The organism is Bradyrhizobium sp. WSM3983 (genome assembly GCF_000473045.1).
GTDB lineage: Bacteria > Pseudomonadota > Alphaproteobacteria > Rhizobiales > Xanthobacteraceae > Bradyrhizobium.
Window position 1 is genome coordinate 161,378 of sequence record NZ_AXAY01000014.1, and the last position, 22,074, is coordinate 183,451.

25 protein-coding genes and 1 pseudogene are annotated in these 22,074 nt (G+C 62.7%); 9 read left to right on the forward strand and 17 right to left on the reverse strand.

Annotation, left to right across the window (positions count from 1 at the left end):
• Window positions 1-5: 5 nt before the first annotated feature.
• Window positions 6-1,604, forward strand: coding sequence for a hypothetical protein (locus tag YUA_RS0121160; protein ID WP_027532516.1), 1,599 nt, complete (start codon window positions 6-8; stop codon window positions 1,602-1,604).
• Window positions 1,605-1,739: 135 nt separating this feature from the next.
• On the opposite strand, the gene YUA_RS0121165 is transcribed toward YUA_RS0121160, so the two are convergent.
• The gene (locus YUA_RS0121165) at window positions 1,740-2,105 is read right to left on the reverse strand and encodes a hypothetical protein (RefSeq protein WP_245285213.1); all 366 of its coding nucleotides are present in this window, start codon (window positions 2,103-2,105) and stop codon (window positions 1,740-1,742) included.
• Window positions 2,106-2,284: 179 nt separating this feature from the next.
• The gene (locus tag YUA_RS0121170) at window positions 2,285-2,530 is read right to left on the reverse strand and encodes a hypothetical protein (RefSeq protein ID WP_027532518.1); all 246 of its coding nucleotides are present in this window, start codon (window positions 2,528-2,530) and stop codon (window positions 2,285-2,287) included.
• A gap of 143 nt (window positions 2,531-2,673) precedes the next feature.
• Between YUA_RS0121170 and YUA_RS0121175 the strand changes: the two genes are divergently transcribed.
• Window positions 2,674-3,096: a DUF5413 family protein gene (locus YUA_RS0121175; RefSeq protein ID WP_027532519.1), complete on the forward strand. Its 423-nt coding sequence runs from the start codon at window positions 2,674-2,676 to the stop codon at window positions 3,094-3,096.
• A gap of 61 nt (window positions 3,097-3,157) precedes the next feature.
• Window positions 3,158-3,706 (forward strand): DUF4112 domain-containing protein, encoded by a 549-nt coding sequence (locus YUA_RS0121180; protein WP_027532520.1) that lies wholly within the window; start codon window positions 3,158-3,160, stop codon window positions 3,704-3,706.
• A gap of 241 nt (window positions 3,707-3,947) precedes the next feature.
• Here the strand turns inward: YUA_RS0121180 and YUA_RS0121185 are convergent, their stop codons facing one another.
• The 10 genes from YUA_RS0121185 to napE form a co-directional block, all read right to left on the reverse strand.
• Window positions 3,948-4,241, reverse strand: a complete 294-nt coding sequence (locus YUA_RS0121185; RefSeq protein ID WP_027532521.1) for a hypothetical protein — start codon at window positions 4,239-4,241, stop codon at window positions 3,948-3,950.
• 214 nt (window positions 4,242-4,455) lie between these two features.
• Complete coding sequence (locus tag YUA_RS48450; protein ID WP_187436663.1) at window positions 4,456-4,620, reverse strand: DUF3309 family protein; 165 nt, start codon at window positions 4,618-4,620, stop codon at window positions 4,456-4,458.
• Between the two features lie 107 nt (window positions 4,621-4,727).
• Window positions 4,728-5,147 carry a peptide-methionine (R)-S-oxide reductase MsrB gene (msrB, locus tag YUA_RS0121195; protein WP_027532522.1) on the reverse strand — a complete coding sequence of 140 codons (420 nt, stop codon included), beginning with the start codon at window positions 5,145-5,147 and terminating at the stop codon, window positions 4,728-4,730.
• 46 nt (window positions 5,148-5,193) lie between these two features.
• A complete protein-coding gene (msrA, locus tag YUA_RS0121200) occupies window positions 5,194-5,895 on the reverse strand; it encodes a peptide-methionine (S)-S-oxide reductase MsrA (RefSeq protein ID WP_027532523.1) in 702 nt (233 codons plus the stop codon).
• A 220-nt stretch (window positions 5,896-6,115) separates the two neighbouring features.
• Window positions 6,116-7,231, reverse strand: coding sequence for an ATP-dependent RecD-like DNA helicase (locus tag YUA_RS0121205; RefSeq protein WP_027532524.1), 1,116 nt, complete (start codon window positions 7,229-7,231; stop codon window positions 6,116-6,118).
• A gap of 265 nt (window positions 7,232-7,496) precedes the next feature.
• Window positions 7,497-8,150, reverse strand: coding sequence for a NapC/NirT family cytochrome c (locus YUA_RS0121210; protein WP_027532525.1), 654 nt, complete (start codon window positions 8,148-8,150; stop codon window positions 7,497-7,499).
• Entirely contained in the window at window positions 8,147-8,617 is a 471-nt protein-coding gene (locus YUA_RS0121215) for a nitrate reductase cytochrome c-type subunit (protein WP_027532526.1), read from the reverse strand. The genes YUA_RS0121210 and YUA_RS0121215 overlap by 4 nt, the downstream gene beginning before the upstream one ends.
• The gene (gene napA / locus YUA_RS0121220; RefSeq protein WP_027532527.1) at window positions 8,614-11,127 is read right to left on the reverse strand and encodes a nitrate reductase catalytic subunit NapA; all 2,514 of its coding nucleotides are present in this window, start codon (window positions 11,125-11,127) and stop codon (window positions 8,614-8,616) included. The genes YUA_RS0121215 and napA overlap by 4 nt, the downstream gene beginning before the upstream one ends.
• A gap of 17 nt (window positions 11,128-11,144) precedes the next feature.
• Window positions 11,145-11,456, reverse strand: coding sequence for a chaperone NapD (locus YUA_RS0121225; protein ID WP_027532528.1), 312 nt, complete (start codon window positions 11,454-11,456; stop codon window positions 11,145-11,147).
• A 25-nt stretch (window positions 11,457-11,481) separates the two neighbouring features.
• Window positions 11,482-11,667: a periplasmic nitrate reductase, NapE protein gene (gene napE, locus YUA_RS0121230; protein WP_027532529.1), complete on the reverse strand. Its 186-nt coding sequence runs from the start codon at window positions 11,665-11,667 to the stop codon at window positions 11,482-11,484.
• 210 nt (window positions 11,668-11,877) lie between these two features.
• Here napE and YUA_RS44525 point away from each other — a divergent pair, with 210 nt between their 5' ends.
• The 5 genes and pseudogenes from YUA_RS44525 (at window position 11,878) to YUA_RS0121265 (ending at window position 17,089) form a co-directional block, all read left to right on the forward strand.
• Entirely contained in the window at window positions 11,878-12,999 is a 1,122-nt protein-coding gene (locus YUA_RS44525; RefSeq protein WP_371259902.1) for a helix-turn-helix domain-containing protein, read from the forward strand.
• Window positions 13,000-13,087: 88 nt separating this feature from the next.
• Window positions 13,088-14,314, forward strand: a complete 1,227-nt coding sequence (locus tag YUA_RS0121245; protein WP_027532530.1) for an acyltransferase family protein — start codon at window positions 13,088-13,090, stop codon at window positions 14,312-14,314.
• Between the two features lie 132 nt (window positions 14,315-14,446).
• Window positions 14,447-15,028 (forward strand): annotated as a pseudogene (locus tag YUA_RS44530) (LLM class flavin-dependent oxidoreductase); the annotation flags it as partial.
• A gap of 215 nt (window positions 15,029-15,243) precedes the next feature.
• On the forward strand, window positions 15,244-15,738 hold the full coding sequence (locus YUA_RS44535) for a septal ring lytic transglycosylase RlpA family protein (RefSeq protein WP_027532531.1): 495 nt from the start codon (window positions 15,244-15,246) through the stop codon (window positions 15,736-15,738).
• A 562-nt stretch (window positions 15,739-16,300) separates the two neighbouring features.
• Window positions 16,301-17,089, forward strand: coding sequence for a LuxR C-terminal-related transcriptional regulator (locus YUA_RS0121265; protein WP_027532532.1), 789 nt, complete (start codon window positions 16,301-16,303; stop codon window positions 17,087-17,089).
• Between the two features lie 387 nt (window positions 17,090-17,476).
• On the opposite strand, the gene YUA_RS0121270 is transcribed toward YUA_RS0121265, so the two are convergent.
• The gene (locus YUA_RS0121270; RefSeq protein WP_035971322.1) at window positions 17,477-17,671 is read right to left on the reverse strand and encodes a hypothetical protein; all 195 of its coding nucleotides are present in this window, start codon (window positions 17,669-17,671) and stop codon (window positions 17,477-17,479) included.
• A 271-nt stretch (window positions 17,672-17,942) separates the two neighbouring features.
• Window positions 17,943-18,440 (reverse strand): transposase, encoded by a 498-nt coding sequence (locus YUA_RS52635; protein WP_027532534.1) that lies wholly within the window; start codon window positions 18,438-18,440, stop codon window positions 17,943-17,945.
• Window positions 18,441-19,003: 563 nt separating this feature from the next.
• On the opposite strand from YUA_RS52635, the gene YUA_RS0121285 reads away from it, so the two are divergent.
• Window positions 19,004-19,699, forward strand: a complete 696-nt coding sequence (locus tag YUA_RS0121285; RefSeq protein WP_156947182.1) for a PEPxxWA-CTERM sorting domain-containing protein — start codon at window positions 19,004-19,006, stop codon at window positions 19,697-19,699.
• 276 nt (window positions 19,700-19,975) lie between these two features.
• On the opposite strand, the gene YUA_RS0121290 is transcribed toward YUA_RS0121285, so the two are convergent.
• The 3 genes from YUA_RS0121290 to YUA_RS0121300 form a co-directional block, all read right to left on the reverse strand.
• Window positions 19,976-20,503 carry a hypothetical protein gene (locus tag YUA_RS0121290; RefSeq protein WP_027532537.1) on the reverse strand — a complete coding sequence of 176 codons (528 nt, stop codon included), beginning with the start codon at window positions 20,501-20,503 and terminating at the stop codon, window positions 19,976-19,978.
• A 109-nt stretch (window positions 20,504-20,612) separates the two neighbouring features.
• Window positions 20,613-21,107, reverse strand: a complete 495-nt coding sequence (locus YUA_RS0121295) for a DUF302 domain-containing protein (protein WP_027532538.1) — start codon at window positions 21,105-21,107, stop codon at window positions 20,613-20,615.
• A 63-nt stretch (window positions 21,108-21,170) separates the two neighbouring features.
• Window positions 21,171-22,046 carry an alpha/beta fold hydrolase gene (locus YUA_RS0121300; RefSeq protein WP_027532539.1) on the reverse strand — a complete coding sequence of 292 codons (876 nt, stop codon included), beginning with the start codon at window positions 22,044-22,046 and terminating at the stop codon, window positions 21,171-21,173.
• Between the last annotated feature and the right edge of the window lie 28 nt (window positions 22,047-22,074).

Below are 22,074 nucleotides of genomic sequence, written 5' to 3' on the forward strand. Positions count from 1 at the left end.
TAGAAATGGCTGATTACTATCCGCTGATCGCCCGCGCTATTGCCGCCCTGGACCCCAACGCTCCCGGCGAAAGCCGTCGCGCGCTCTATGAGCGGGCGCGCACGGCCCTGATCGCGCAACTCCGCAGCGTGCAGCCGCCGCTCTCCGAATCCGAGATCACCCGCGAGCGGCTGTCGCTGGAAGAGGCCGTCCGCAAGGTCGAATCGGAGGCCGCCCAGCGCGCCCGCGAGGCCTCGCGTCCCGGTGGCGGCGCCCGCGCTGGCGGCGGCAGCGGCGATGCGTTCCGCCGGGCCAGCGCTCGCGCGGCTGAAAACAATCCGCCCGCACCCTCTCAACCAGCCGCACCGCCGCGGGCCCGTCCCGCCGCGCCGCCGCCGCGCGACGATCGCCCGCCGCTCGGCGGCGACGACCAGAACGATGCTCCGCGTCCGCCGCGCGCACCGCGTTTCGATGCGCCGCGCCAACCGGTTCCGCCGGAGCCGCCGGCCGGGCGTGATCGCTCGCCTCCGCGCCGCCCGCCGGACGGCGGACCGCCGCCACCGTTGCCGCCGGCGCCTGGCGTGCGCGGCTTCCGCGACATCACCGCCGACGTCAACGATCTCGGCGGCGCCGCCGCACAGGCCAACCGCGCCGCGCGCCGCACCTACGCCAACGTGCCCTCGCCCTCGCCGGAATTCGATCGGCTCGAGCCGAGCCTGGAAAACCGCGCCGCCGATCCCGATGCGCCCTATTCCTATGACGAGTCGATGGAGGAGGCCGAGCGCTACACGCCGCAGCCGCCGTCGCCGCGTCAGCGCATCGCAGGCGATCGCGGTGCCAAGAAGCCCAAGCGCACCGGCTCCATCTTCCCGTTCAAGAGCGCGATCGCCATCGGCATCGTGCTGATCCTGGTCGGCGCCGGCATCCTCTGGGGCAAACAGCTGGTCCAGACCGCGACCAACATGTTGAAGTCCTCGCCCACCCAGGTGGTCGACGCGCCGAAGGATGCCTCGCAGCCGCAGAGCAAGCCGAAGATTCCGGATCGCGTCGGCCAGCCCTCGGCGAGCGACCAGCCGGCCGCGCCGGTGGCGCAGAAGGTCGTGCTCTATGACGAGGATCCGTCCGACCCGAAGGGCAAGCAATATGTCGGCTCGGTGGTGTGGCGGCTCGAGCCGATCAAGGCGTCGGGCAACCAGAAGGCCGACATCGCCGTGCGCGCGGACATCGAGATTCCCGATCGCAAGTTCAAGATGACGATGTCGTTCCGCCGCAACACCGACTCGTCGCTGCCGGCGAGCCACACGGCGGAGCTGACCTTCATCCTGCCGCCGGATTTTCCGGGCGGCAGCGTCTCCAACGTGCCGGGCATCCTGATGAAGTCGAACGAGCAGGCGCGCGGCACGCCGCTCGCGGGCCTCGCAGTCAAGGTCACCGACGGCTTCTTCCTGGTTGGCCTCTCCAATGTCGACGCCGACCGCGCGCGCAACGTCCAGCTCCTGAAGGAGCGCTCCTGGTTCGACGTGCCGCTGGTCTACGCCAACCAGCGCCGCGCCATCATCGCCATCGAGAAGGGTGCCCCCGGCGAGCGCGCCTTCAACGACGCCTTCGCGCAGTGGGGCGACTAGGCTGAGCCTGGTCCTCGTCTGTCATTCCGGGGCGCGCGTAGCGCGAGCCCGGAATCCATTTCCCGGCATCACATGCTGCACAATGGATTCCGGGCTCGACGCTGCGCGCCGCCCCGGCATGACTTGCAGATGGGTTTATTGAGCCGCCGCTTCCCGCTTGCGCGATGCCGCTGCGGCGGCCGCTTCGCGATCCATCACGGCGCGGCAGCCGGGGCTGACCTGCGCCTTTTTGTGCACCATGCAGGCCCTGATCCGCGGGATGTCAGGGATTTCACTGGAGCACAGCCGCATCGCGTCGCCCGAGCACATCTGCTGCGCTTCGGACGAAAAGGCGAGGCCGGGCGATGTCTGGATGACGATTGCGGTGGTGGCGAAGGCCAACAGCGAAGCGGTGGTTTTGAACAGTGAAGCGATGGTGCGTGTCATGAAGAATGCGTCCCCGAGTTCCGTGGATTGAACCACTTGGTTTTGGGGCGCCGCACGCGGCTTGATGTGCCGCATGTCACAGCCTTCACGTCGGGAACTCAATCCCGCATGTGGTCGCTCGATCTCTTGATGCTCGAATCGAAAAGTGCTGCGCCGCCCGATTCGAGTATGCGCGATTGTCGCGAAGCTTCAATGGGCGACGCAAAGGAATTCGCAATTGTTGCGCGTCCGTCACGCAACATGCGAAGCCGACCTCACATGCCGTGACTCTGGAACACCTTGCTGCATGACTTCGACAGCTTCGCACGATGGGCTTGCAGGCAACCTTGCACCGCATCGTCATTGCCGAGGTCCTTGCGGCACAGCCGCGAGGCATCGCGTGAGCAGGCATTCTGCTCCTGCGGCGTGCCCTTATGGCCTTGCGCGAAGGCAGGTTCGTTCGACAGGCCACCGAGGGCCGTGAGCGTGATCGTCGCCAGCAACAACAGTTTACGAGACATCGGCGGCTCCGGATCTGACAGGTGAATTTCAGGTCCAGTCTGAACCCGCCGCCTTGCCACTAGTTCCCCAAGCAGCCCGCAACCCCGCTATCCAAGGTTCCCGGCACGCTGCTATAAAAGCCCTCGGGTTTGAGGAGTTCTTGATGAAACGCTATCTGGTGTTTGCGCTCGTTGGTCCGTTCGTGGGCGGCTTCCTGCTGCTGCTGACGACGACCTACCAGTCCGGCTACTGGACCCAGACCAGCCTCAGCGAGGTCGGCAAGCTGTTCGTCGTGTTCTTCAAGACGCTGCAATACAGCTATCTGTTCGGTTTCCTGCCGTCGCTGATGATCGGCGCGGTCGACGACATCCTGATGCATGTCAGGCGAGTCGGGCCGGTGCTGCGGATGCTGCTGGTCGGCCTGTTCGCCTTTATCCTGGCGTCGCTGACCTACGGCTCGCGCGGGTCGGATTCGGGCGCGGTGCAGTTCATCCTGTACGGCCTCGTCGGCTTCGTGCCGGCGGTGCTGTCATCCTGGTTCGTGCATCACTATGTCGAGGAGCCGCAACCGGCGGCGGCGAGCTGAGCGCGCGACCTTCGGACGCGGCGCAGCAACCTCCTCCGCGCTCGCGCGTTCCCCAATGGCCATGACGATGCAAGACGACGACATTCTCGCGCCACGCAGGTCCCGTTCAGGGACGCAGTCGCGCGCCGATTTTTCGAGCCGCAAGGCGCAAGGGCCGATCATCGACCAGGACGGTCATGAGATCCGTCCTGAAGCGCTGGAGCATGGGTTTCAAGAGTTTCGCTTCGAGTTCGGCCAAGGCAACAGCAATCCGTTCGGCAGTCTGACGCGCGAGCAGCGCATCGCACGGCTCGAGGCGATCGCGAAGTTGCTCGATGTAGCCTTCATCCTGCCGGGCACCAATATTCGCTACGGCATCGACGGGCTGATCGGCTTGATCCCGGTTGTCGGCGACATCATCACCACCGCGATCTCGCTCTGGCTGGTGCGCGAGGCGCGGGCGATCGGCGCGCCCTGGCACATCACCGCGAGGATGCTGGGCAATGTCGCGGTCGACGGCGTGGTCGGCATCGTGCCGTTCGCCGGCGACGCCTTCGACGTCATGTTCCGCGCCAACATGCGCAACGTGCGCCTCTTGCGCCGCTGGCTCGACAAGCAGCCGCGGATATGAGCTGCGAAGAATCTTGAGTGAGGTGGTCGAGCGTCAGGCTCAGTGCACCTCTCCCGCAAGCGGGAGAGGTCGGCGCATAGCGCCGGGTGAGGGCTTTCGCCTCTCGGGGGTTCTCGATCGCAGAGGCACCCTCACCCCAGCCCTCTCGCGCAAGCGGGAGAGGGAGAACTAAAAAACGCAAAAAGCGCGACAGCCTGTCGGCCATCGCGCGTTCTGCGCACATCAGAGGCTTTAAGAAAACTTACGCCGCGTCGGCGTCGGTCTCGGCGACCGGCTCCGGCTTGCGGTGACGCGGCAGCGGGAAGGCTTCGCTCTCATAGAGCGAGCGGATGCCGTTCTGATCGAAACGGGCTTCCTCGACCTGGAGATACGCGCCATTCAGCGAATCCGTCGGCAACTGCTCCATCGCGAACTGCACAGCTTCGGCCGCGGTGCCGAACCGACGATAGGTGAAGCCTGCGCGCTTCTTCTTGCGGATCGCGGCGGGGAAGAGTTCGGCGGAGGTGTTGAAGTTGAACGGACGCAGTGGACGCATGGTCAAAGACCTCGTGATCTTGTCTGGGGCTTTAAGCGCGTGGGGTTTGGCAAGGCGGCGGCCACGATCGGGTGGGCCCGCCGCACATCGCATTTTCGTCCTCTAATATAGGCCGTTTTGACAGAAATGCGACCCCTGCGATGGGAGATGATGAATCCACGCATGGCAGGTCCGCAACCGCGGAAAATATAATAATTACAGAAACTTAAATGGTTTACAGTTTGCCAAGAAGCAGCAGGACGAGCAACACCACCAGAACGACGCCGCCGATCCCCATGCCGGAATGGCCCATGCCGTAGCCATAGCCGCCGATCCGGCCGGACCAGCCGCCCAGCAGATAGATGATCACCAGGATGATCAGGATGGTCCCGAGTGACATGGCGTCCTCCCTGGCGGCCGCCGGATGACGTTCAACGGCTGGACCGCCAGACAAGAAAAGCACATAGCGCCGCCGGGTTCCATCGGGGAACCCAGCGCCGCGCAACCTTATTTCGGCTCGAGCTTCAGGGACGCCGAATTGATGCAGTAGCGCAGGCCGGTCGGCCCCGGTCCGTCGGGGAAGACATGGCCGAGATGGCCGCTGCATTTGGAGCAGAGCACCTCGGTGCGGATCATGCCGTGGCTCGCATCATGCTCCTCGTCGATATGGCTCTCGACGGCGGGCTGCGTGAAGCTCGGCCAGCCGCAGCCGGAATCGAACTTGGCGTCGGACTCGAACAGTACGTTGCCGCAGCCGGCGCAGACATAGGTGCCGGCGCGGTGGTCGTGCTCATACTCGCCGGAAAAGGGACGCTCGGTCGCCTTCTCGCGCAGCACGGCGTACTGCATCGGCGACAATTCGCGCCGCCACTGCTCTTCGCTCTTGATGACCTTGTCGTCTGTGGTTTTCGTCTTGGTGTCGGGCATGGGTCTCCCGTTTTGTTTGGTGATCTTGTTTTCAATGATCTCGCGATCAGTTGGTGGCCTTGCTGGCACTCACCAGCGTCGGCTTCTCGATGTAGTTATCCGCGAACAGTTTTTTCAGGTTCTCGACCTTCGGGATGTCGTTATAGGCGATGTAGGGCTGGCTCGGGTGCAGCGTCAGATAGTCCTGGTGATACGCCTCGGCCGGGTAGAACGCCTCGAGCGCGCCGACCTTGGTCACGATCGGCTTGCTGAACACCTTGGCGCCGTCGAGCTGGGCGATATAGGCCTCCGCGACCTTCTTCTGCTCGTCGGAGGTGGTGAAGATCGCCGAGCGATATTGCGTGCCGGAGTCCGGGCCCTGGCGGTTGAGCTGGGTCGGGTCGTGCGCCACCGAGAAGTAGATCTGGAGGATCTTGCCGTAGGAGATCTTCTTCGGGTCGAACTTGATCTCGACCGACTCGGCATGGCCGGTCCGGCCGCTCGAGACGGTCTGGTAATCGGCGGTCGCCTTGGTGCCGCCGGCATAGCCGGAGACGGCGTTGACGACGCCGGCCGTGTGCTGGAACACGCCCTGCACGCCCCAGAAGCAGCCGCCGGCGATCACCGCGGTCTGGATGCCGTTTGCGGGTGCTGCGTCCATCGCGGGGGCGGGGATCACGACGGCGTCTTCCGCGGCCCGGGTCGGTGCGGCAAAGGCCAGCGTCAAGGCAGTGGTGGCGGCGAGCAGGGACAGGACGGAACGGCGCATGGCGGATCCTCTTTCGGAAGGCCTGACAGTTTAGGGCGGTTGAGGGCGGGCGAACAGCCTGCCCGGCGTTTTCAGACATCGGAGATACGGGAGGGCGGGGCGATTGTTACGGGGGGAGAGACACGAGTCCGTGAAAAAAAGCCGCACCCGTGGCCCGGCTTGGTGGCGTAGGGACCGCTGGGCTAATCGCTTCGGCTAACTAGCCCACCCTGCGGCAGTGTCACACCACAATGCTCAACCGCTTCGCCGCGCGGGTGATGCCCGTGTACAGCCACCGCGCCCGGCTCTCCTGAAACGCAAAGCTCTCGTCGAACAGCACGACGTCGTCCCATTGCGAGCCCTGCGACTTGTGCACCGTGAGCACGTAGCCGTAGTCGAACTCGTCATAGGGCTTGCGCTGCTCCCAGGCGATCGCCTCGACGCCACCCTCGAAGCAATCGGCGCGCACGGAGACTTTTGTGACCTTGTGGCCAAGATCCTCGTCCGGCGACAGCCGCATGCTGAGGATGCGCGACTTCGAGCGCGAGGTGTTGCGCGACTTGACGCGCCACAGGCCGCCGTTGAACAGGCCCTTCTTGCGGTTGTTGCGCAGGCAGACCAGCTTGTCGCCGGCGACCGGGAAGACGTCCTCGATGTTCTGGCGCTGGCGCACCCGCATGTTGTACGCGCGTCGCGTGTTGTTGCGGCCGACCAGGACCTGGTCGGCGGCCATGACGCGATCGGGATCGAGCTCTTTGCGCGATACCACCTCGCTCTCGCCGTAGCGGCCGATATCGAGCTCGCGCCCTTCACGCACGTCCATCGACATCCGCACGATCGGATCGTCCTGGGCCTGGCGATGCACTTCGGTGAGCATCGCATCAGGCTCGGTATTGGTGAAGAAGCCCCCACCCTGGATCGGCGGCAGCTGCGCGGGGTCGCCGAGCACGAGGAGGGGACAATCGAACGACATCAGGTCGCGACCAAGCTCGGCGTCGACCATCGAGCATTCGTCGATGACGATCAGCTTGGCCTTGGAGGCCGGCGCGTCGTCCCACAATTCAAAACTCGGCTGCTCCTCGCCGGATTCGCGGGCGCGGTAGATCAGCGAGTGGATGGTGGAGGCGTCGTCGCAGCCCTTGTTGCGCATCACCAGCGCCGCCTTGCCGGTAAAGGCGGCGAACTTCACCTCGCCGTCGACGCCGTCGGCAATGTGCCGGGCCAGCGTGGTCTTGCCGGTGCCGGCAAAGCCGAACAGGCGGAATATCGGCGGCGTGCCGTTGCGGCCGGGTTTGGCTTTGAGCCAGTCGCCAACGGCTTTGAGCGCGGCATCCTGATGCGGGGTGAAAGTGGCCATGTCTGTCTTGAGGAAGGGCGAAACGAGGCGATTCGCCATCCCCCAAAACTAACCATTCGCCCCAAGGGTTCAAGCGTGGGGAGGCCGTTTCCCTGCGGCCCATCCTTCGAGACGCCCGCCTTCGGAGGGCCCTCAGGATGAGGTCGGAGTGCGCGGCGGCAATCTTCACAGGCGAAGATGCCGCTCAGCCTCATCCTGAGGAGACCGCGGAAGCGGTCGTCTCGAAGGAGAGGCGCTCGCTCAGACCCCGCGAAGACCAGACCGGCTATTGCCAGCCGGGAACGCCGCGCATGTCGGGCAGGTGGTGGGCAATGCCCTTGTGGCAGTCGATGCAGGTCTTCTCGCCCGTGAACAGGAAGCGCTGATGCGCCACCGAGGCCCGCGGCGACTGCTTGGTGATGTCCATGGAATCGGCGCTGTGGCAGTTGCGGCATTCCAGGGAATCATTGGCCTTGAAGCGCGCCCATTCATGCGCGGCGAGCTCGAGCCGGTGGTCGACGAACTTCTCGCGGGTATTGATGGTGCCAAAAATCTTGCCCCAGACCTCTTTGGAGGCCTGCATCTTGCGCGCGATCTTGTCGGTCCAGTTGTGCGGCACGTGGCAGTCGGGGCAGGTCGCGCGCACGCCGGAGCGGTTGGTGAAGTGGATGGTCGATTTCAGCTCGGCGAAGACGTTGTCCTTCATCTCGTGGCAGCCGGTGCAGAATTTCTCGGTGTTGGTCAATTCCAGCGCGGTGTTGAAGCCACCCCAGAAGATCACGCCGGCGGCAAAGCCCGCGAGCACCAGCACGCCGAGCCCGAACACCGAGCTCGGCCGGATCAGCACCTGCCAGAGCTCGAGCGCGAAATCCCAGGCTCGCGCGATGAAGCCGCGCTTGGGCTTCAGCTTTTCCTGGGGCTCGTCAGCGGTCGTCGTCATCGGTGGCCACCGGGGCTAGCGCGCGACAGCAGCGTGTCGATGTCGGTGAAGTCGTTGCTGACGGGGGGCGTCGCGGTGTTCTGCGGCACGTGGCATTCCGTGCAAAAGAAGCGGCGCGGCGAGATCGAGGCCAGGAATTGGCCGTCGCGGTCCATGAAGTGCGTGATCGAGACCATCGGCGCCTGCGATTCCGAGGTGCGCGCCCGCGCGTGGCAGGACAGGCATTTGTTGCCGTTGAGGTCGATCTGGTAGCCGTCGATCGTATGCGGGATCACCGGCGGCTGTTCCGGATAGTTGCGCGACTCCCGCTCGGACGTGTTGCGGTTCGGCAGCATCGGCGGCGCTGGGCCTTCGTCATCGAGCGGGGTTGGGCCGCGCAGGCCTGACGTTACTGTCTGGGCGGTCAGCGAGCTCGCGCCGGCGGCGATCGCGCAAGCGAGCAGGGCTATGCCAAATCTTTTCATCATGACTGGGTCACCCGCTCGATGCGCACGGCGCATTTCTTGTAGTCGGTTTGCAGCGAGATCGGATCGGTGGCGTCGAGCGTCACCTTGTTGATTAATTTGGACTCGTCGAACCACGGCACGAACACCAGCCCACGCGGCGGCCGGTCGCGGCCACGTGTCTCGACGCGGGCGCGGATGAAGCCGCGGCGCGAGGCCACCTTCACCTCGTCGCCGCGCCGGAGCTTTGCTTCCTGCGCGTCGTCCGGATGCATGAAGCAGACGGCTTCCGGGAAAGCCTTGTAGAGTTCGGGCACGCGGCGCGTCATGGTGCCGGAATGCCAGTGCTCCAGCACGCGGCCGGTCGAGAGCCAGAACGGATATTCGTTGTCGGGCGATTCCGCCGGCGGCTCGTAAGGCAGCGCGAAGATGCGCGCCTTGCCGTCGGGGTAGCCGTAGAACTGCACGTCGGTGCCTTGCTTGACGTAGGGATCGCTGCCTTCGCGGAAACGCCATTTCGTTTCCTGCCCGTTCACCACCGGCCAGCGCAGGCCGCGCTCTTTGTGATAGCTCTCGAACGGCGCGAGGTCGTGGCCGTGGCCGCGGCCGAACGAGGCATACTCTTCAAAGAGTCCCTTCTGCACGTAGAAACCGAAAGCCTTGGACTCCTCGTTGGCATAGCCTTCCTCGATCTCCGAGGTGGGATATTTGTCGACCTGGCCGTTCTTGTAGAGCACGTCGAACAGCGTCTTGCCGCGAACGTCAGGCTTCCTGGCGATCAGCTCTTCCGGCCAGACTTCCTCGACCTTGAAGCGTTTTGAGAATTCCATCAGCTGCCAGAGGTCGGACTTGGCCTCGCCGGGCGCGTGGACGAGCTGGTGCCAGAACTGCGTGCGCCGCTCGGCATTGCCGTAAGCGCCCTCCTTCTCCACCCACATCGCGGTCGGCAGGATCAGATCGGCGGCGAGTGCCGTGACCGACGGATAGGCGTCCGAGACCACGATGAAATTGTCGGGGTTGCGGAAGCCCGGATAGGTCTCCTCGTTGGCGTTGGGACCGGCCTGCAAATTATTGTTGACCTGGACCCAATAGGCGTTGATCAGGCCGTCCTTCAGCATCCGGCTTTGCAGCACCGCGTGTGCGCCGTTCTTGTCGGGAATGGTGCCTTCGGGCAGCAGCCAGAGGTGCTCCGCCTTGTCGCGATGCTCCTTGTTGGTCACGACCATGTCGGCGGGCAGGCGGTGCGAGAAGGTGCCGACCTCGCGCGCGGTGCCGCAGGCCGAGGGCTGGCCGGTGAGCGAGAACGGGCTGTTGCCGGGCGAGGAGATCTTTCCGGTCAGGAGATGAATGTTGTAGACGAGGTTGTTGCACCAGACGCCGCGGGTGTGCTGGTTGAAGCCCATGGTCCAGAAGGAGACCACTTTTGTCTTCGGATCCGCATAGAGCTCGGCCAGCGCCTCCAGCCGGTTCAGCGGCACACCGGACATCTGCGCCGCCTTCTCCAGCGTGTAGTCCGAGACAAACTTGACGTATTCATCATAGCTCATGTCGGTGGAGTCGTTGGCCTTGGCCGCGCCCGTCGCCTTCTTCTGCAGCGGGTGCTCCGGCCGCAAGCCGTAGCCGATGTCGGTCTGGCCGCGCCGGAAAATCGTATGCGCGGCGACGAAATCCTTGTTGACCCGGCCGGTCTTGATGATGTGGTTGGCGATGGCGTTGAGGATGTAGAGATCGGTCTGCGGCTTGAACACCATGCCGATATCGGCGAGGTCGAACGAGCGGTGCTCGAAGGTGGAAAGCACGGCGACGCGGACATGCGGCGCTGAGAGCCGGCGGTCGGCGAGACGCGTCCACAGGATCGGATGCATCTCCGCCATGTTCGAGCCCCACAGCACGAAGGCGTCGGTGGCCTCGATGTCGTCATAGCAGCCGGGCGGCTCGTCGATGCCGAAGGTGCGCATCATGCCGGCGACCGCGGACGCCATGCAGTGCCGTGCATTGGGATCGATGTTGTTGGTGCGGAAGCCGGCCTTGAACAGTTTTGACGCGGCATAGCCTTCCCAGATCGTCCACTGGCCCGAGCCGAACATGGCGACGCCGTTCGGCCCGCGCTTCTTGAACGCCTCCTTCCACTTCAACTCCATGATGTCGAAGGCTTCGGTCCAGCTGATGGGCGTGAAGTCGCCGTTCTTGTCGTATTTGCCATTGGTCTGGCGCAGCATCGGCTGCGTCAGGCGGTCATGGCCGTACATGATCTTGGAGAGGAAGTAGCCCTTGACGCAGTTGAGGCCGCGGTTGACCTCGGCCTTGATGTCGCCGTGGGTGGCGACGACGCGGTTGTCCTTGGTCGCGACCATCACCGAACAGCCGGTGCCGCAGAAGCGACAGGCGGCCTTGTCCCATTTCAATTCGGATGTGTCGCGCTCAGTGACGAGATTGGCGGCGAGCGCCGGCGCCGGCATGCCCGCGGCGGCGGCCGCGATCGCGGCGGCCTCGAGCTTCAGCATCTGGCGGCGGTCGAGCTTTGGCGATGTCATGATGGCTCTCCCGGCCTTCAGGTTTCGATGGCGTGAAAGACGAGCGCCGCGGAATAGACGTTCGGCAGCGATTGGATGGTGTTGAGCAGGGTGCCGAGGCTGCCGGCGTCAGGCGCTTCGGTGACCACGACGAGCTTTCCGCGCGCGTCGCGGCCATGGATCTCGCAGCCGGGCATCGCAGCGATTTCGGCTTCCAGTTCGTCCAGCCGCTCGGGGCGGGCCTGCACCAAAATGCTGGCGATCTCGCAGCCGGGAGGCGCAACGATGCGGTCGGTGCTGAGCACCCGTCCGGTGATCAATGCGCGGCGGTTGAGTGTGGCGTGAGCCATGATGCCTGTCTTTCGCTTGCGGGGATCAATGCGGGGAAGGGGGTGGGCCGGGAGGACCGGCGAACATCTGGTAGATCCAGACGCCGAGGCCATAAGAGCCGACCGTTCCGACCGCGAGGACTGGCATCACGACCGCGGTCAGGAACAGGAACGCGAAAATCTCCATGCGCTTACGGCGCACGCGCGAAGTCGTATCGTCAGGGGCCGACATATTCGGTCTCTCTGAAAGGTATGGGAATCGGGGCGGCATCCGGGCCGTTACCTTGCTGCACCTTAAATGCAGCAGACCGGCTGTCGCGTTGATCTGGATCAATCGCTCAAGTTGCGATGGTGGTCCTCGCCACGACCGCAACCGCAAGTTTAGATTGTGCACGCGCGAAGGCGATGCGAAAGTTAGGCTCTCGAGCGGAGAATCAATATCGTGAGCGGGCTGACGGCCATCGATCTTGGGTTTCGCGGCGCGGCGAGCGGCGTGTTCCTGTTGATCGCTCTCGTGACGTTGCAGCGCCGGGCCGCCAATCAGAACGCTTATCTCGGCATCGCCATGTGCGCCGCGGGCGCCTTCTATGCGATCGTGACCGCGCCGTACTTTCCCAAGGCGTCATGGTGGTGGACGTTGCCGATCCTGTCGGCGATGCCTGCAATGTTCTGGTTGTGGGCGCGCGCCGCATTCGACGACGATTTCGTGCTCAAACGCTGGCACGGCGCCCTGTGGTTAGCCATCGTGGCGTTCGGCTTTGCGGTGTCCCTCGTCTGGCCGCACTGGCCCGCTTTGGCCAAGGACGGCGGCAAGGTCCTGGCGGCCGTGGCCCTGGTGCTGGCACTCGCCGCCGCGGTCCAGACGGTCAAGACCTGGGGTGTGGATCTGGTGATGCGGCGGCGCCGGCTGCGGCTGGCGGTGCTCGCCATCAATGTCGTGACCATCGCCCTCGTCGCTGTTGCGGGTTTCGCCGATATTCCCGTCGCGGCGCCCGGTGCCTCCGGCAGTCTGCCGACCGCGCTCAGCCTGTTCGCGGTGGCAACGCTTGCGGGCCTCGGCCTGCTCAGTCCGCCGGAGGTGGGCGTCAGCGACGCCACGGCCGCGATCGCATCCGGCGATGCGGGAAGGCCGGCCCTCGTCGCCGATCGCGCCGCCGCGGAGCGGGTCGTCGTCGATCCCGTCCTGCTGCGGCGTCTCGACCATCTGATGACCGTGGAGCGAACCTACCGGCAGGAAGGTCTCACGATCGGCGCGCTCGCGGCGCGGCTCGACGTTCCCGAGCACCGGCTTCGTCAGGCCATCAACGAAGGGCTGGGCTATCGGAACTTCAACGCGTTCCTCAATCGCTATCGCATCGAGGATGCCAAGCTGGCGCTGTCCGATGTGACGCAGCGGGAGGTCCCGGTGCTGACCATCGCCATGGATGCCGGTTTCCAGTCGATCGGCCCCTTCAATCGCGCCTTCAAGGCCGAGACCGGCGCAACCCCGACCGAATTCCGGCGCGAGGCGCTGAGCCGGCCGGACATGGCTGAGATCGGCCAGCCGCGCCGAGAAATCGGCTAGCCGATTTTTTGATCGGGCGAGAGGGCCGTGCTCCGATTGGGCAGACTGTCCGGCGAGAAACCCCTCGCCAGCCAGCATGAGCCCAGCCATGTCCCACTCGACCGCCGCCACCCCTGCGGAACGATTGCATGCCCTTGATGCGCTCAGGGGCGGCGCCCTGCTGCTTGGCATCGTCCTGCACGCGACGTTGTCATTTTTGCCCGGCTCGGCCCAGTTCTGGTTCGTCAGGGATGCCCATCCAAGCCTGCTCCTCGGCCTGCTGTCCTTCGCCATCCATGTCTTCCGGATGACGACCTTCTTCCTGATGGCCGGTTTCTTCGCCCGCATGAGCTTTCATCGTCGGGGCAGCTGGGGCTTCGTCCGGGACAGGCTGCAGAGGATCGGGCTGCCGCTCGTGATCGGTTGGCCGATCATATTCGCGCCCATGAGCCTGATCGTGATCTGGGCATCTCATTTCCCGAATGGCGGTTCGTCGCGCAGCTGGCCGCCGGTGCTGCCGAATTTCCCCCTGACCCATCTCTGGTTCCTTTATGTGCTGCTGGAGCTCTATGTCGCGATGCTGCTGTTGCGCGGCGCCATTGTCTGGCTCGATGCGTCCGGCGCCTGGCGAGCGGCCGTTGACCGCCTCTTCGCGCGGATCATGCGCAGTCCGCTGGCGCCTTTGGTTCTTGCGATCCCGATCGGCATCGCTTTCAGCCTCGATCAGCGCTGGATCAACGCGATGGGCGTGAGGACGCCGGATCAATCGCTCATCACCAACGCGCAGGCCTGGATCGGCTTCGGCACGGCCTTCGGCATCGGCTGGCTGCTGCATCGGCAGATTGATCTGCTGCGGCTTCTCGAGCGACGCTGGCTTCCGTATCTTCTGCTCGCGCTCTGCCTGATCCTGATCAGCTTCGTGCTCTCAGGTGTGGTCTCGTCCGCACCAGGTGCACCGAAACTGCCCTTCAGTGCCACCACGCTCAGGCTTGTCTGCGCGATCCTCTATGCATCGGCGATATGGATCTCGACCTTCGCCGTTATCGGTCTCGCGCTCCGCTTCATGTCGGGCTTCAGCCCGACCTGGCGCTACCTCGCCGATGCGTCCTACTGGCTCTATCTCATCCACATGCCGATCGTGATGGCGCTCCAGGTCGCGCTGTCGCAGCTCGACTGGCCCGGGCTGATCAAGTTCGCAATCATTCTCGTCGTCGCGATTCCTCCGATGCTGGCGAGCTATCATCTGCTGGTGCGCTTCACCTTCATCGGTGCGATCCTGAATGGCCGCCGCGCCATCAAGCGCGTTCTCCCGCGCAGCGGAATTGCGACTGCGTAGACAGCGCCGCCCCACGCCTTAAGATGCCCGCAACAAAAAATAAGCGGGCAGAAAGCTTGGGAGAGACCGCGTCATGAAGTTCGGCATCTTCTATGAGCTGCAACTGCCGCGGCCCTGGGTGGCCGGCGACGAGTGCATGCTTACTACAACGCCATAACCAAGCGTCTCGCAAAGCTCGCCGACTACGAGATCAATCCGAACATGGCGCTGGTGTCGTTCTTCATGTGCGCCAGGACCGACGAAGAGGCGCGCGCGCGTGCCGACGGCGCCACCTTCTTCCAGTTCGCGCTGCGCTTCTACGGCGCCTCGCAGAACCGCCAGCGTCCCGCGCCCTACACCGTCAACATGTGGGACGAGTACAACAAGTGGAAGCGCGACAATCCGGAAGCACAGGAGGCGGCCTTGCGCGGCGGCCTGATCCGCTCGCCGGAGACAATCCGCAAAAAGCTGAAGCGCTTTCAGTCGTCGCATATCGACCAGGTGATCCTGCTCAACCAGGCCGGCAAGAACAGCCACGAGCACATCTGCGAATCGCTGGAGCTGTTCGGCCGCGAGGTGATGCCGGAGTTCCAGAACGATCCGGCACAAGCCGAATGGAAACGAGGCGTCATGAGCGGCGAGATCCAGCTGGAAGAGATCGACACCCAGGCTTTTACGGATCGCTACGGCAAGCTCACGATCAATGTCGCGCCGGCCAAGGCGACGGCGGGATAGCCTGTTCGTCAAGTCATGTTGCTGACGCAATCTCTGTCTTAACGGGTGACAACTTAAAACACTGTGTGGGAACCACTCTGGTTCGCACAACGGTTCCATAGCCAAGGGGTTGGCTCGAATCCGCAAAACATCGGCGCAAGCTTCATGAACGCTTCCGCGTTCGCTTGCGCTGTTTGCGGTGTCGGGAACCGACGATCGAAAAAATCACAGGAGTTATGATGCTGTTCCGCTCGAGCGCCGCAATTTGCGGCGCCCTGGTTACGCTTGCCGTTTCCGTTACCGTTGCTCGAGGTGAAATGCGTGGAAGTCACTCAAGCGCCGTCGTTGATGCCGCCTCCGGGAATGCCGTTGTCGGCGCCGCATCCATGTACAATCCGTTCAAGCCCGGCAAAGAGGAGGGCGGTCCGAGCACGGCCTCCGGTGAGCGTTATGATCCCTCTGACTGGGCGGCTGCCATCAAGACGAGTTTGCGCAGGAAATTCGGTGGGGTCCAATTTGGTGAGAGGCCGAAATATGCCCTCGTCGAGGCCGTCGGCAAGAAGGTCGTCGTCAAGATCAATGACGTGGGACCTCTCAGGCCCGGCCGCATCATTGACTTCAACGAGCGCACGATGCGCCATTTCGATCCAAGCCTGGAGCGCGGAGTTATCAAGGACGTGAAAGTTAGCCCACTTGCAGGGGACAATTGGACACTAGGGCCGATGGGCTGAACGTCCATGCGAACGAGGTCGTGCACATCTCGGGCAAATCGATCGCATCGCGAACTGACGCGCCCTAGCTCCTGCCGTACTGGACTTGATCGTAGGACTGCAGGATCCGGACAAAATCAGCCATGCTGGATCGATCTCGGTTTTCGGCAGTAGCCCCAACCTCGGTATTGGATGTGGACTGGCCCCCTTGCCAGAACCGCATCAGGAGATCGGCGATGATTCTCATGGCGTACTCTCTGCGGCCAAGCGTGACAGTAGACACCAATTGAGCGGCAACGCGCCACTCAGTCGAGAAAGGCCGGCGGGCGCTACGCCGCCGACCTTGCCCCGCAACTGCCGGCTCGCAAGTCCGGTTCCGTTGCTTTTCACTCTGGATTTATTGGTAGCATCAGGCACTCGGATGGCGCCAATGCGCACGGGTATGAAGGGGGCATACTTAGGTAGCTTGGACTGGTGAGTCGGAATCAGTCGACCCAGCCGCTGCATACGCCGCGCTCACCGGCTTCCGGTGAATTCCCCTTGCTGCTATCCTCCGTCAAAAGACGTTAGGCGGAGGACAACGATGCGGCTCCACGGGACAATATCAGGCTTGGCGGCCGGCGACGTCACGCCCGCGGTGCTCGCCATCGGTCGCCCAGGCTTCCCGAACATCCTGATCGACACGCTGCGCCGGCAGGCCGGCGTCGGCCATTGCATGGTGTTTGCGCTGACGCGCGCCGGCGCGGCGAGCTGTCTGCTCGATGTCGGTAATATCCCGACCGGCGGCGATCTCGGCGCGGCCTATGCCGGGCAATTTCACGAATCCGATCCCAATCGCGATGCGCTGTTCGAGGGCGAGGGCAGCGCGCCGATCGTGCTGCCGTCGTTCGCGCCGCGCATGTACGGCGCGCGCTACCGAAAAATCTTCTTCAATGACTCCAGGATCGTCGACAAATGCGCGACCGCGATCTGGGTCGACGACACCTGCTTCTACGTCAATTTCTACCGCATCACGTCTCAGGGCCGCTTCCGCGATGCCGAGCGTGCACGGCTGCAGGCGATTGCGCCTGCGATCGGCGCCAGCGTCGCACGTCATTTCCAGCAGGCCGCGACCGCAACGCCGGACCAGAATCTCGCCGCGCTGTTCGCGACGCGCGCGCCGCTCTCCGCGCTGACGCCGCGCGAGCAGGACGTCTGCCGCCGTATCCTGCTTGGCTTCAGCTCCGAAGCGATCTCGCAGGCGCTCGGCATCAGCCTGCATTCGACCTTGACCTACCGCAAGCGCGCCTATGAACGGCTCGGCATCTCCTCGCAGAACGAGTTATTCGGAATCGTGCTGCGGCTGCTCGCAGGGCCTGGCCGCCTGAACTAGGGTATTTTAAGTGCGTGATCTCTGCTTCCGGAAGCAAAGCGGAGACGCGGTCCGCCCGCCGAGGTCGAGGCGATCCAGCGTCACATTGAAGAGGAACCGCAGCGCCGAGACGGTGGCGCAATTCTCGGCCGAACGCGAAGTTGCTCGCGCACATCATTCGCTTTCACAGCGCTTCGAGAACGTCAGTAACCGTCCGGTGAGAGCCGCGGGATAATTGCGTCGCGCTATGGTCCGATCAGGCGGCGGACTGGACGGGGTTTTTCTTCCATTCCCAAGGCAGGAACTCATTGAGCCGGAACGTCATGAACGCGCGCGATGATAACGGCAGAAAACGATACGGAAAAACCCCGCCGAAGCGGGGTTTTGATGCAATCTAGCTAGCAAATATTAGCCTTTAGCCATGCACTCTTTGACATACGCGCGCTTCTTCGACAGATGAAGCCCCTGCGCAGAAGCTTCCTTCTTGCAAGCCTTCTGCCTCATTAGCCACTCGGGGTTCTCCGTCGCACTTCCGGCAAGTGCCGATGTGGCGACGGCTGCTGCGAGCGCTGCTGCGGCTATGATAACGCCAATGTATTTCATAAAATCTCCAGAGGTGTGATGCATCAAGGACCATGTTAGGTTCGCTGCTCACGAAGGCAATGTAGAGGACGCTCAAAATACCATCAAAGCGGTTCGTTCTTTGAGTAAGGAGGAGGCAGTATGACGAAGAACCGTGCAACGGCTTGCTGCCTTCTCGTGGTGATTGCGGCAAGGTTGGTCTTCATACCGACATCCTGCTCGTCCACACTGCCGAAAGTTGGCTAGCCGACTCCACTGTCAGCAGGCGCTATGGGGATTTGAGTGCCGCGGGCTAGGTGTGAGACTGGGATCGAGCCGGCCCAGCGAGGTGTGCGACGGTCAAGCGGTTCATGAATGTGCGGCGGATCGCGTCGAATGTCGTGAACTGTTGGACGATTTGAGGTGACAGCGGGATATCTGAGCGCGCTCTGCCGCGGCCGGTCGAGAGCCGGCGAACGCGATGAGCAGATTGGCGGGATTGCGACGCGGTCATGAGGTGTCGACCCGGATGAGGTTCGCTGGAGGTATCGGCCGATGCCGTGGCGCTGCACCGCGTGAAGACCTCGATGATGATCATGCGACCGCCGCAGCAGGGACAAGTCGGCTTGCTGGCATCGGCAGCGGTGGGCTGGGCTTCAGGTTTTGCCACAGCGAGCAGCTCACGCGCACGTGCGATGTTGTCGGCGCACGCGCCTTTGGCGAACAGGCCGTAGTGGCGGATGCGGTGCAAGCCTTTTGGCAGCACGTGGATGAGGAGGCGGCGGATGAACTCGAAGGTCCCGAGCGTCATGCACTTGTATCGCTCGTGGCCCTCGATGCGGTAATCCTTCCACTTGAAGGTGACACGTAGTCATGTTGGGTCCTCGGCGCGAGCTTGCGGATCGTCATGTCTTCGATCATGCGCCGCCGCAATGGGCTCATGGCCTCGTCGGTCATGGGGATGCTCCTGTGTTGGGTGGAGGTTGCGAACTGCTCATCTCAAGACAGGACGCCCCGTTGCGCTATCCTCTCGGCTCCGCTGCCAGCCGTTGTGCCCTACCTCGCGAGCGGTTTAGTCCCGTGGCCCTTCGGGTCAGTTGGCGCGGTGCCGCAACATGTCCGCAGTCGGGGGGTGAACTGGAAGCCCCGTAATCAGGAGCAGACCGGCGCGATTGACCCAACGGACATCTGAGGGCGCAAACTCTCGTTTTAAAAACCCAAAGGAACGAGCTCCGCTCCGTGGGCCACGACGTCGAAATGTAGGGATGGAGCCCCGAATATTGGTCAGAACGATTGAGTAAATGGTTGACGAGCAATCGCTTCTTTGAGACGCTCAACTATATTAGCTCAATTATATTAAACGTAGAGACTGAAATGGATATTAAATCGATTGCGCTGAGTTCGGCTGTACTCGCTTTGCTTTCGACAAGCGCTTTTGCCGACATCGTGACGGAGACCTACACCGGCACGGTATCAGGGACTGATTACGCCGGATACTTCGGGACCAAGGGCGCGAACTTGAACACGACCTTCACGGCCACTTACGTGTTCGACACGAATCTAAGCGGCGCCCATCAGGTAACGAATAGCTCCTATTCCAATACTTACGGAGGGTCGGGCTATAGTCCTCATGCATCGAGCCCGGCGATCAGCGCGTCTCTTCTTATCAACGGCAATACGTTCAACGTTCCTAACGTCAATCAATCATCGTGGTCTTCTGGGCTTTACGTCTCAAATGTACCGGGGACCGGCTATTTTAGCGCCGAAGCCGTTGTCGCCCCGACATCGAGCAGCGAGCTTTTCAATTACATGTACACCCAAGACCCAAATGCGCCCATCCTTACCTCTCTGACCACGCCGTTCACTTACACATACCTACCCGTAGGCGTTGACAGCAGCAACTTAGGCGCTTTCTATTTCGGCGGTGACCGTCTCTCGCTGGTTGCGAACACTGTCACCCTTACCAACGGCGTCCCCGAACCCTCCACCTGGGCCATGATGATCCTCGGCTTCTGCGGGCTGGGCTATATGGCCTATCGGCGTCGCAACACTGCGATGCTCGCAGCCTGACCAGGTTCACAAATTTGGATGTGAGAGGCCGCTGCGAGGCGGCTTTTCTTTTGCACCACGTGCTTAGGTGCGATGTTGCCTTTTGGCTCTCAGCTGAACAACGAACGGGCCGCCGCCATGTCGACTGTCTGCGGGAGACCGGACATTGTACGATGGCTGCGTTGACGCGCGCTCCTGACCCGAAGCTGACATTCAGCTGCGTGAACACAGTCCTGGGACATTGCGGCCAGCACGGATGAATGCGAATTCGGTGCCGAACAGATGAGGCTTTCGCACTTAGCCCTTTGTGGCGGGTACAGGCGGCACCGGCAGAATGATTTCGGAGGCGACCTTCCAATCCTTCCCGACGCGAAGCCAATTGATGATCATTAGAAACGGCCTGGCTGTTCCATCTTGCCCCGCATAGGAGACCGTGATGTTCAACGGCACATAGGATTCGGCGACGTCGCGCGTCAGGCCGACAACCTTGAGCTTCGAATAATCTGGCTCGAGCACGACCGGACCGGAGCTACCGATATCATGCAGCTTTTGATCAACCGCCTCGTTGCCCCAAAAGCCGGCCCAGTTTCCCTCGGACTGGATCGCGCTCTTAGCCACCAATAAAGTCGAGGGCGATTGCCAGAACATCCCATGCAGAGCCTTGAAATCGTGGTTGTTGGCCAGTTCCATCAGCCTGCCGAACCTCGATTTTATCGCACTGAGGGTCGCAGCATCCAGCGGCTCTTTCCTGACGGCGGGAGCTGCTGCGACGGCTCCGATCGAAAAAGCTGAGGCGGCGAGGGCGACAAGAAGTGTCTTGTACATCCGGGAATTTCCCTTCCAACGTCTGGCTCGCGTCATGATAACGCCCTTCGCGTTCCGCGATTGATATGACTTACCCGCTTCGATCGACCGAAGACGTCTTCAGGACGATTTAGCTTGCGCATTCGCGCAGCAAGGTTGTGATTTTCGCATCGAGAGCTCGAGCGACGGTAAGGGCTTCCGAACTGCCATAATGCAGCAGATAACTCTCCATTTTGTCATAAGAGACGTGTACCCCGTCGGTACGCTCATCAATAAGCACTGTGACTGGAGCGTAGGATCCAGCCTCGGGCACGTGCTTGACCATTTCTTTCATGATGAGTGGATTGCCGACCACAAACCGCATGATGTTAGGTGTCTTGGATCCGGTTTCGCGACGCAGAATATCGCCCAGGTCGAATTGCGCGAAGAGCATAAGGTCCGTTCGGCCGAGGCTGCGTTGTACAACGCGCTCCAAATCCGGGAAGGAATTGGTCGCTCTCGTCTCTTTGAAAAATTCGACTATGTCAGGCTGTCCGACCGCGGACTTGAAGGCGGCCACAACAACGTCGAATGGTTTTGAGCTCGTGAGACTGAAACGTTCCACCTCGACTTTGGCGATTGTCATTTTATCCTCTGTAACAACTCTCATTGATAAGGGTGCGTCTGATGGCGTCGGAACGCGCCTGGATCATGCAGTCGCGGGCTGCGCTTCTAGGAAGGTCCGGACGTGGCTGACGAACATCTCGTGGTGCTGAAACAGGGAGCCGTGCCCTGAATCGGGATAGAGGATTAGCTGAGCGTTGCTGAGTTGCTTGAACATTGCATAGGCGTTGCTCGCGGGCAGCATGGTGTCGCGGCTGCCGCTGACCACAAGAGTGGGCTGGCGGATGGCGCGCAGAACGGCGTGCCCGGGATCAGGTGTGGCGCACCAGGTGATCAGAGCCTTGGCCTGCGGATCGGTGACCGCGCTGCCGTTATCGGTGTCCCGATCGTCCTGACGCGCCTTCGTCCTCTTCAGAAAAGCCAAGCCGGAGGACTGGCTGGCGGGTGAGTTCGTGAAGAACAGCGGCAGACGGGGGTCCGGCGCATCCGTTTGGGAAAACGCGTCCTGCAGAACCGCTAACAGGTGTTCCTCTCCGCCTTTCGGCGCAGTACCGACGAGTATGAGCTTGCGGACCAGTTGTCCGTGCTCGGCGGCGATCTGCTGAGCGACGCAGCCGCCGAGAGAAAAGCCGAGCAGGTCCACTTCGAAGAGACCGAGCAAGTCGATGAAATCGACGGCGTCTCGCGCCATCGCCGCGACGTTGTCGGGCGTTTGACCGGTCGAGCGGCCGACCCCTGCGTTGTCAAACGCGATCACGGGGCGATCAGCGGCCAGAGCGTTGACGACGGCGGGATCCCACGCATCGATGTTGCCCGAGAAGTGCTGCAGAAGAATCAGCGGAGTTCCGGTCGCGGGGCCGAGACGGCGATAAGCGAAGCGAATTCCGTTGCCTTCGATGTAACGGGTCGGCGCCGTTTCGAGTGTGGCGGCGTCCTGGCCTGTGATGTCGAGTTGAGTCATGTCATCCTCCGGATGCTTGGCATAAAAT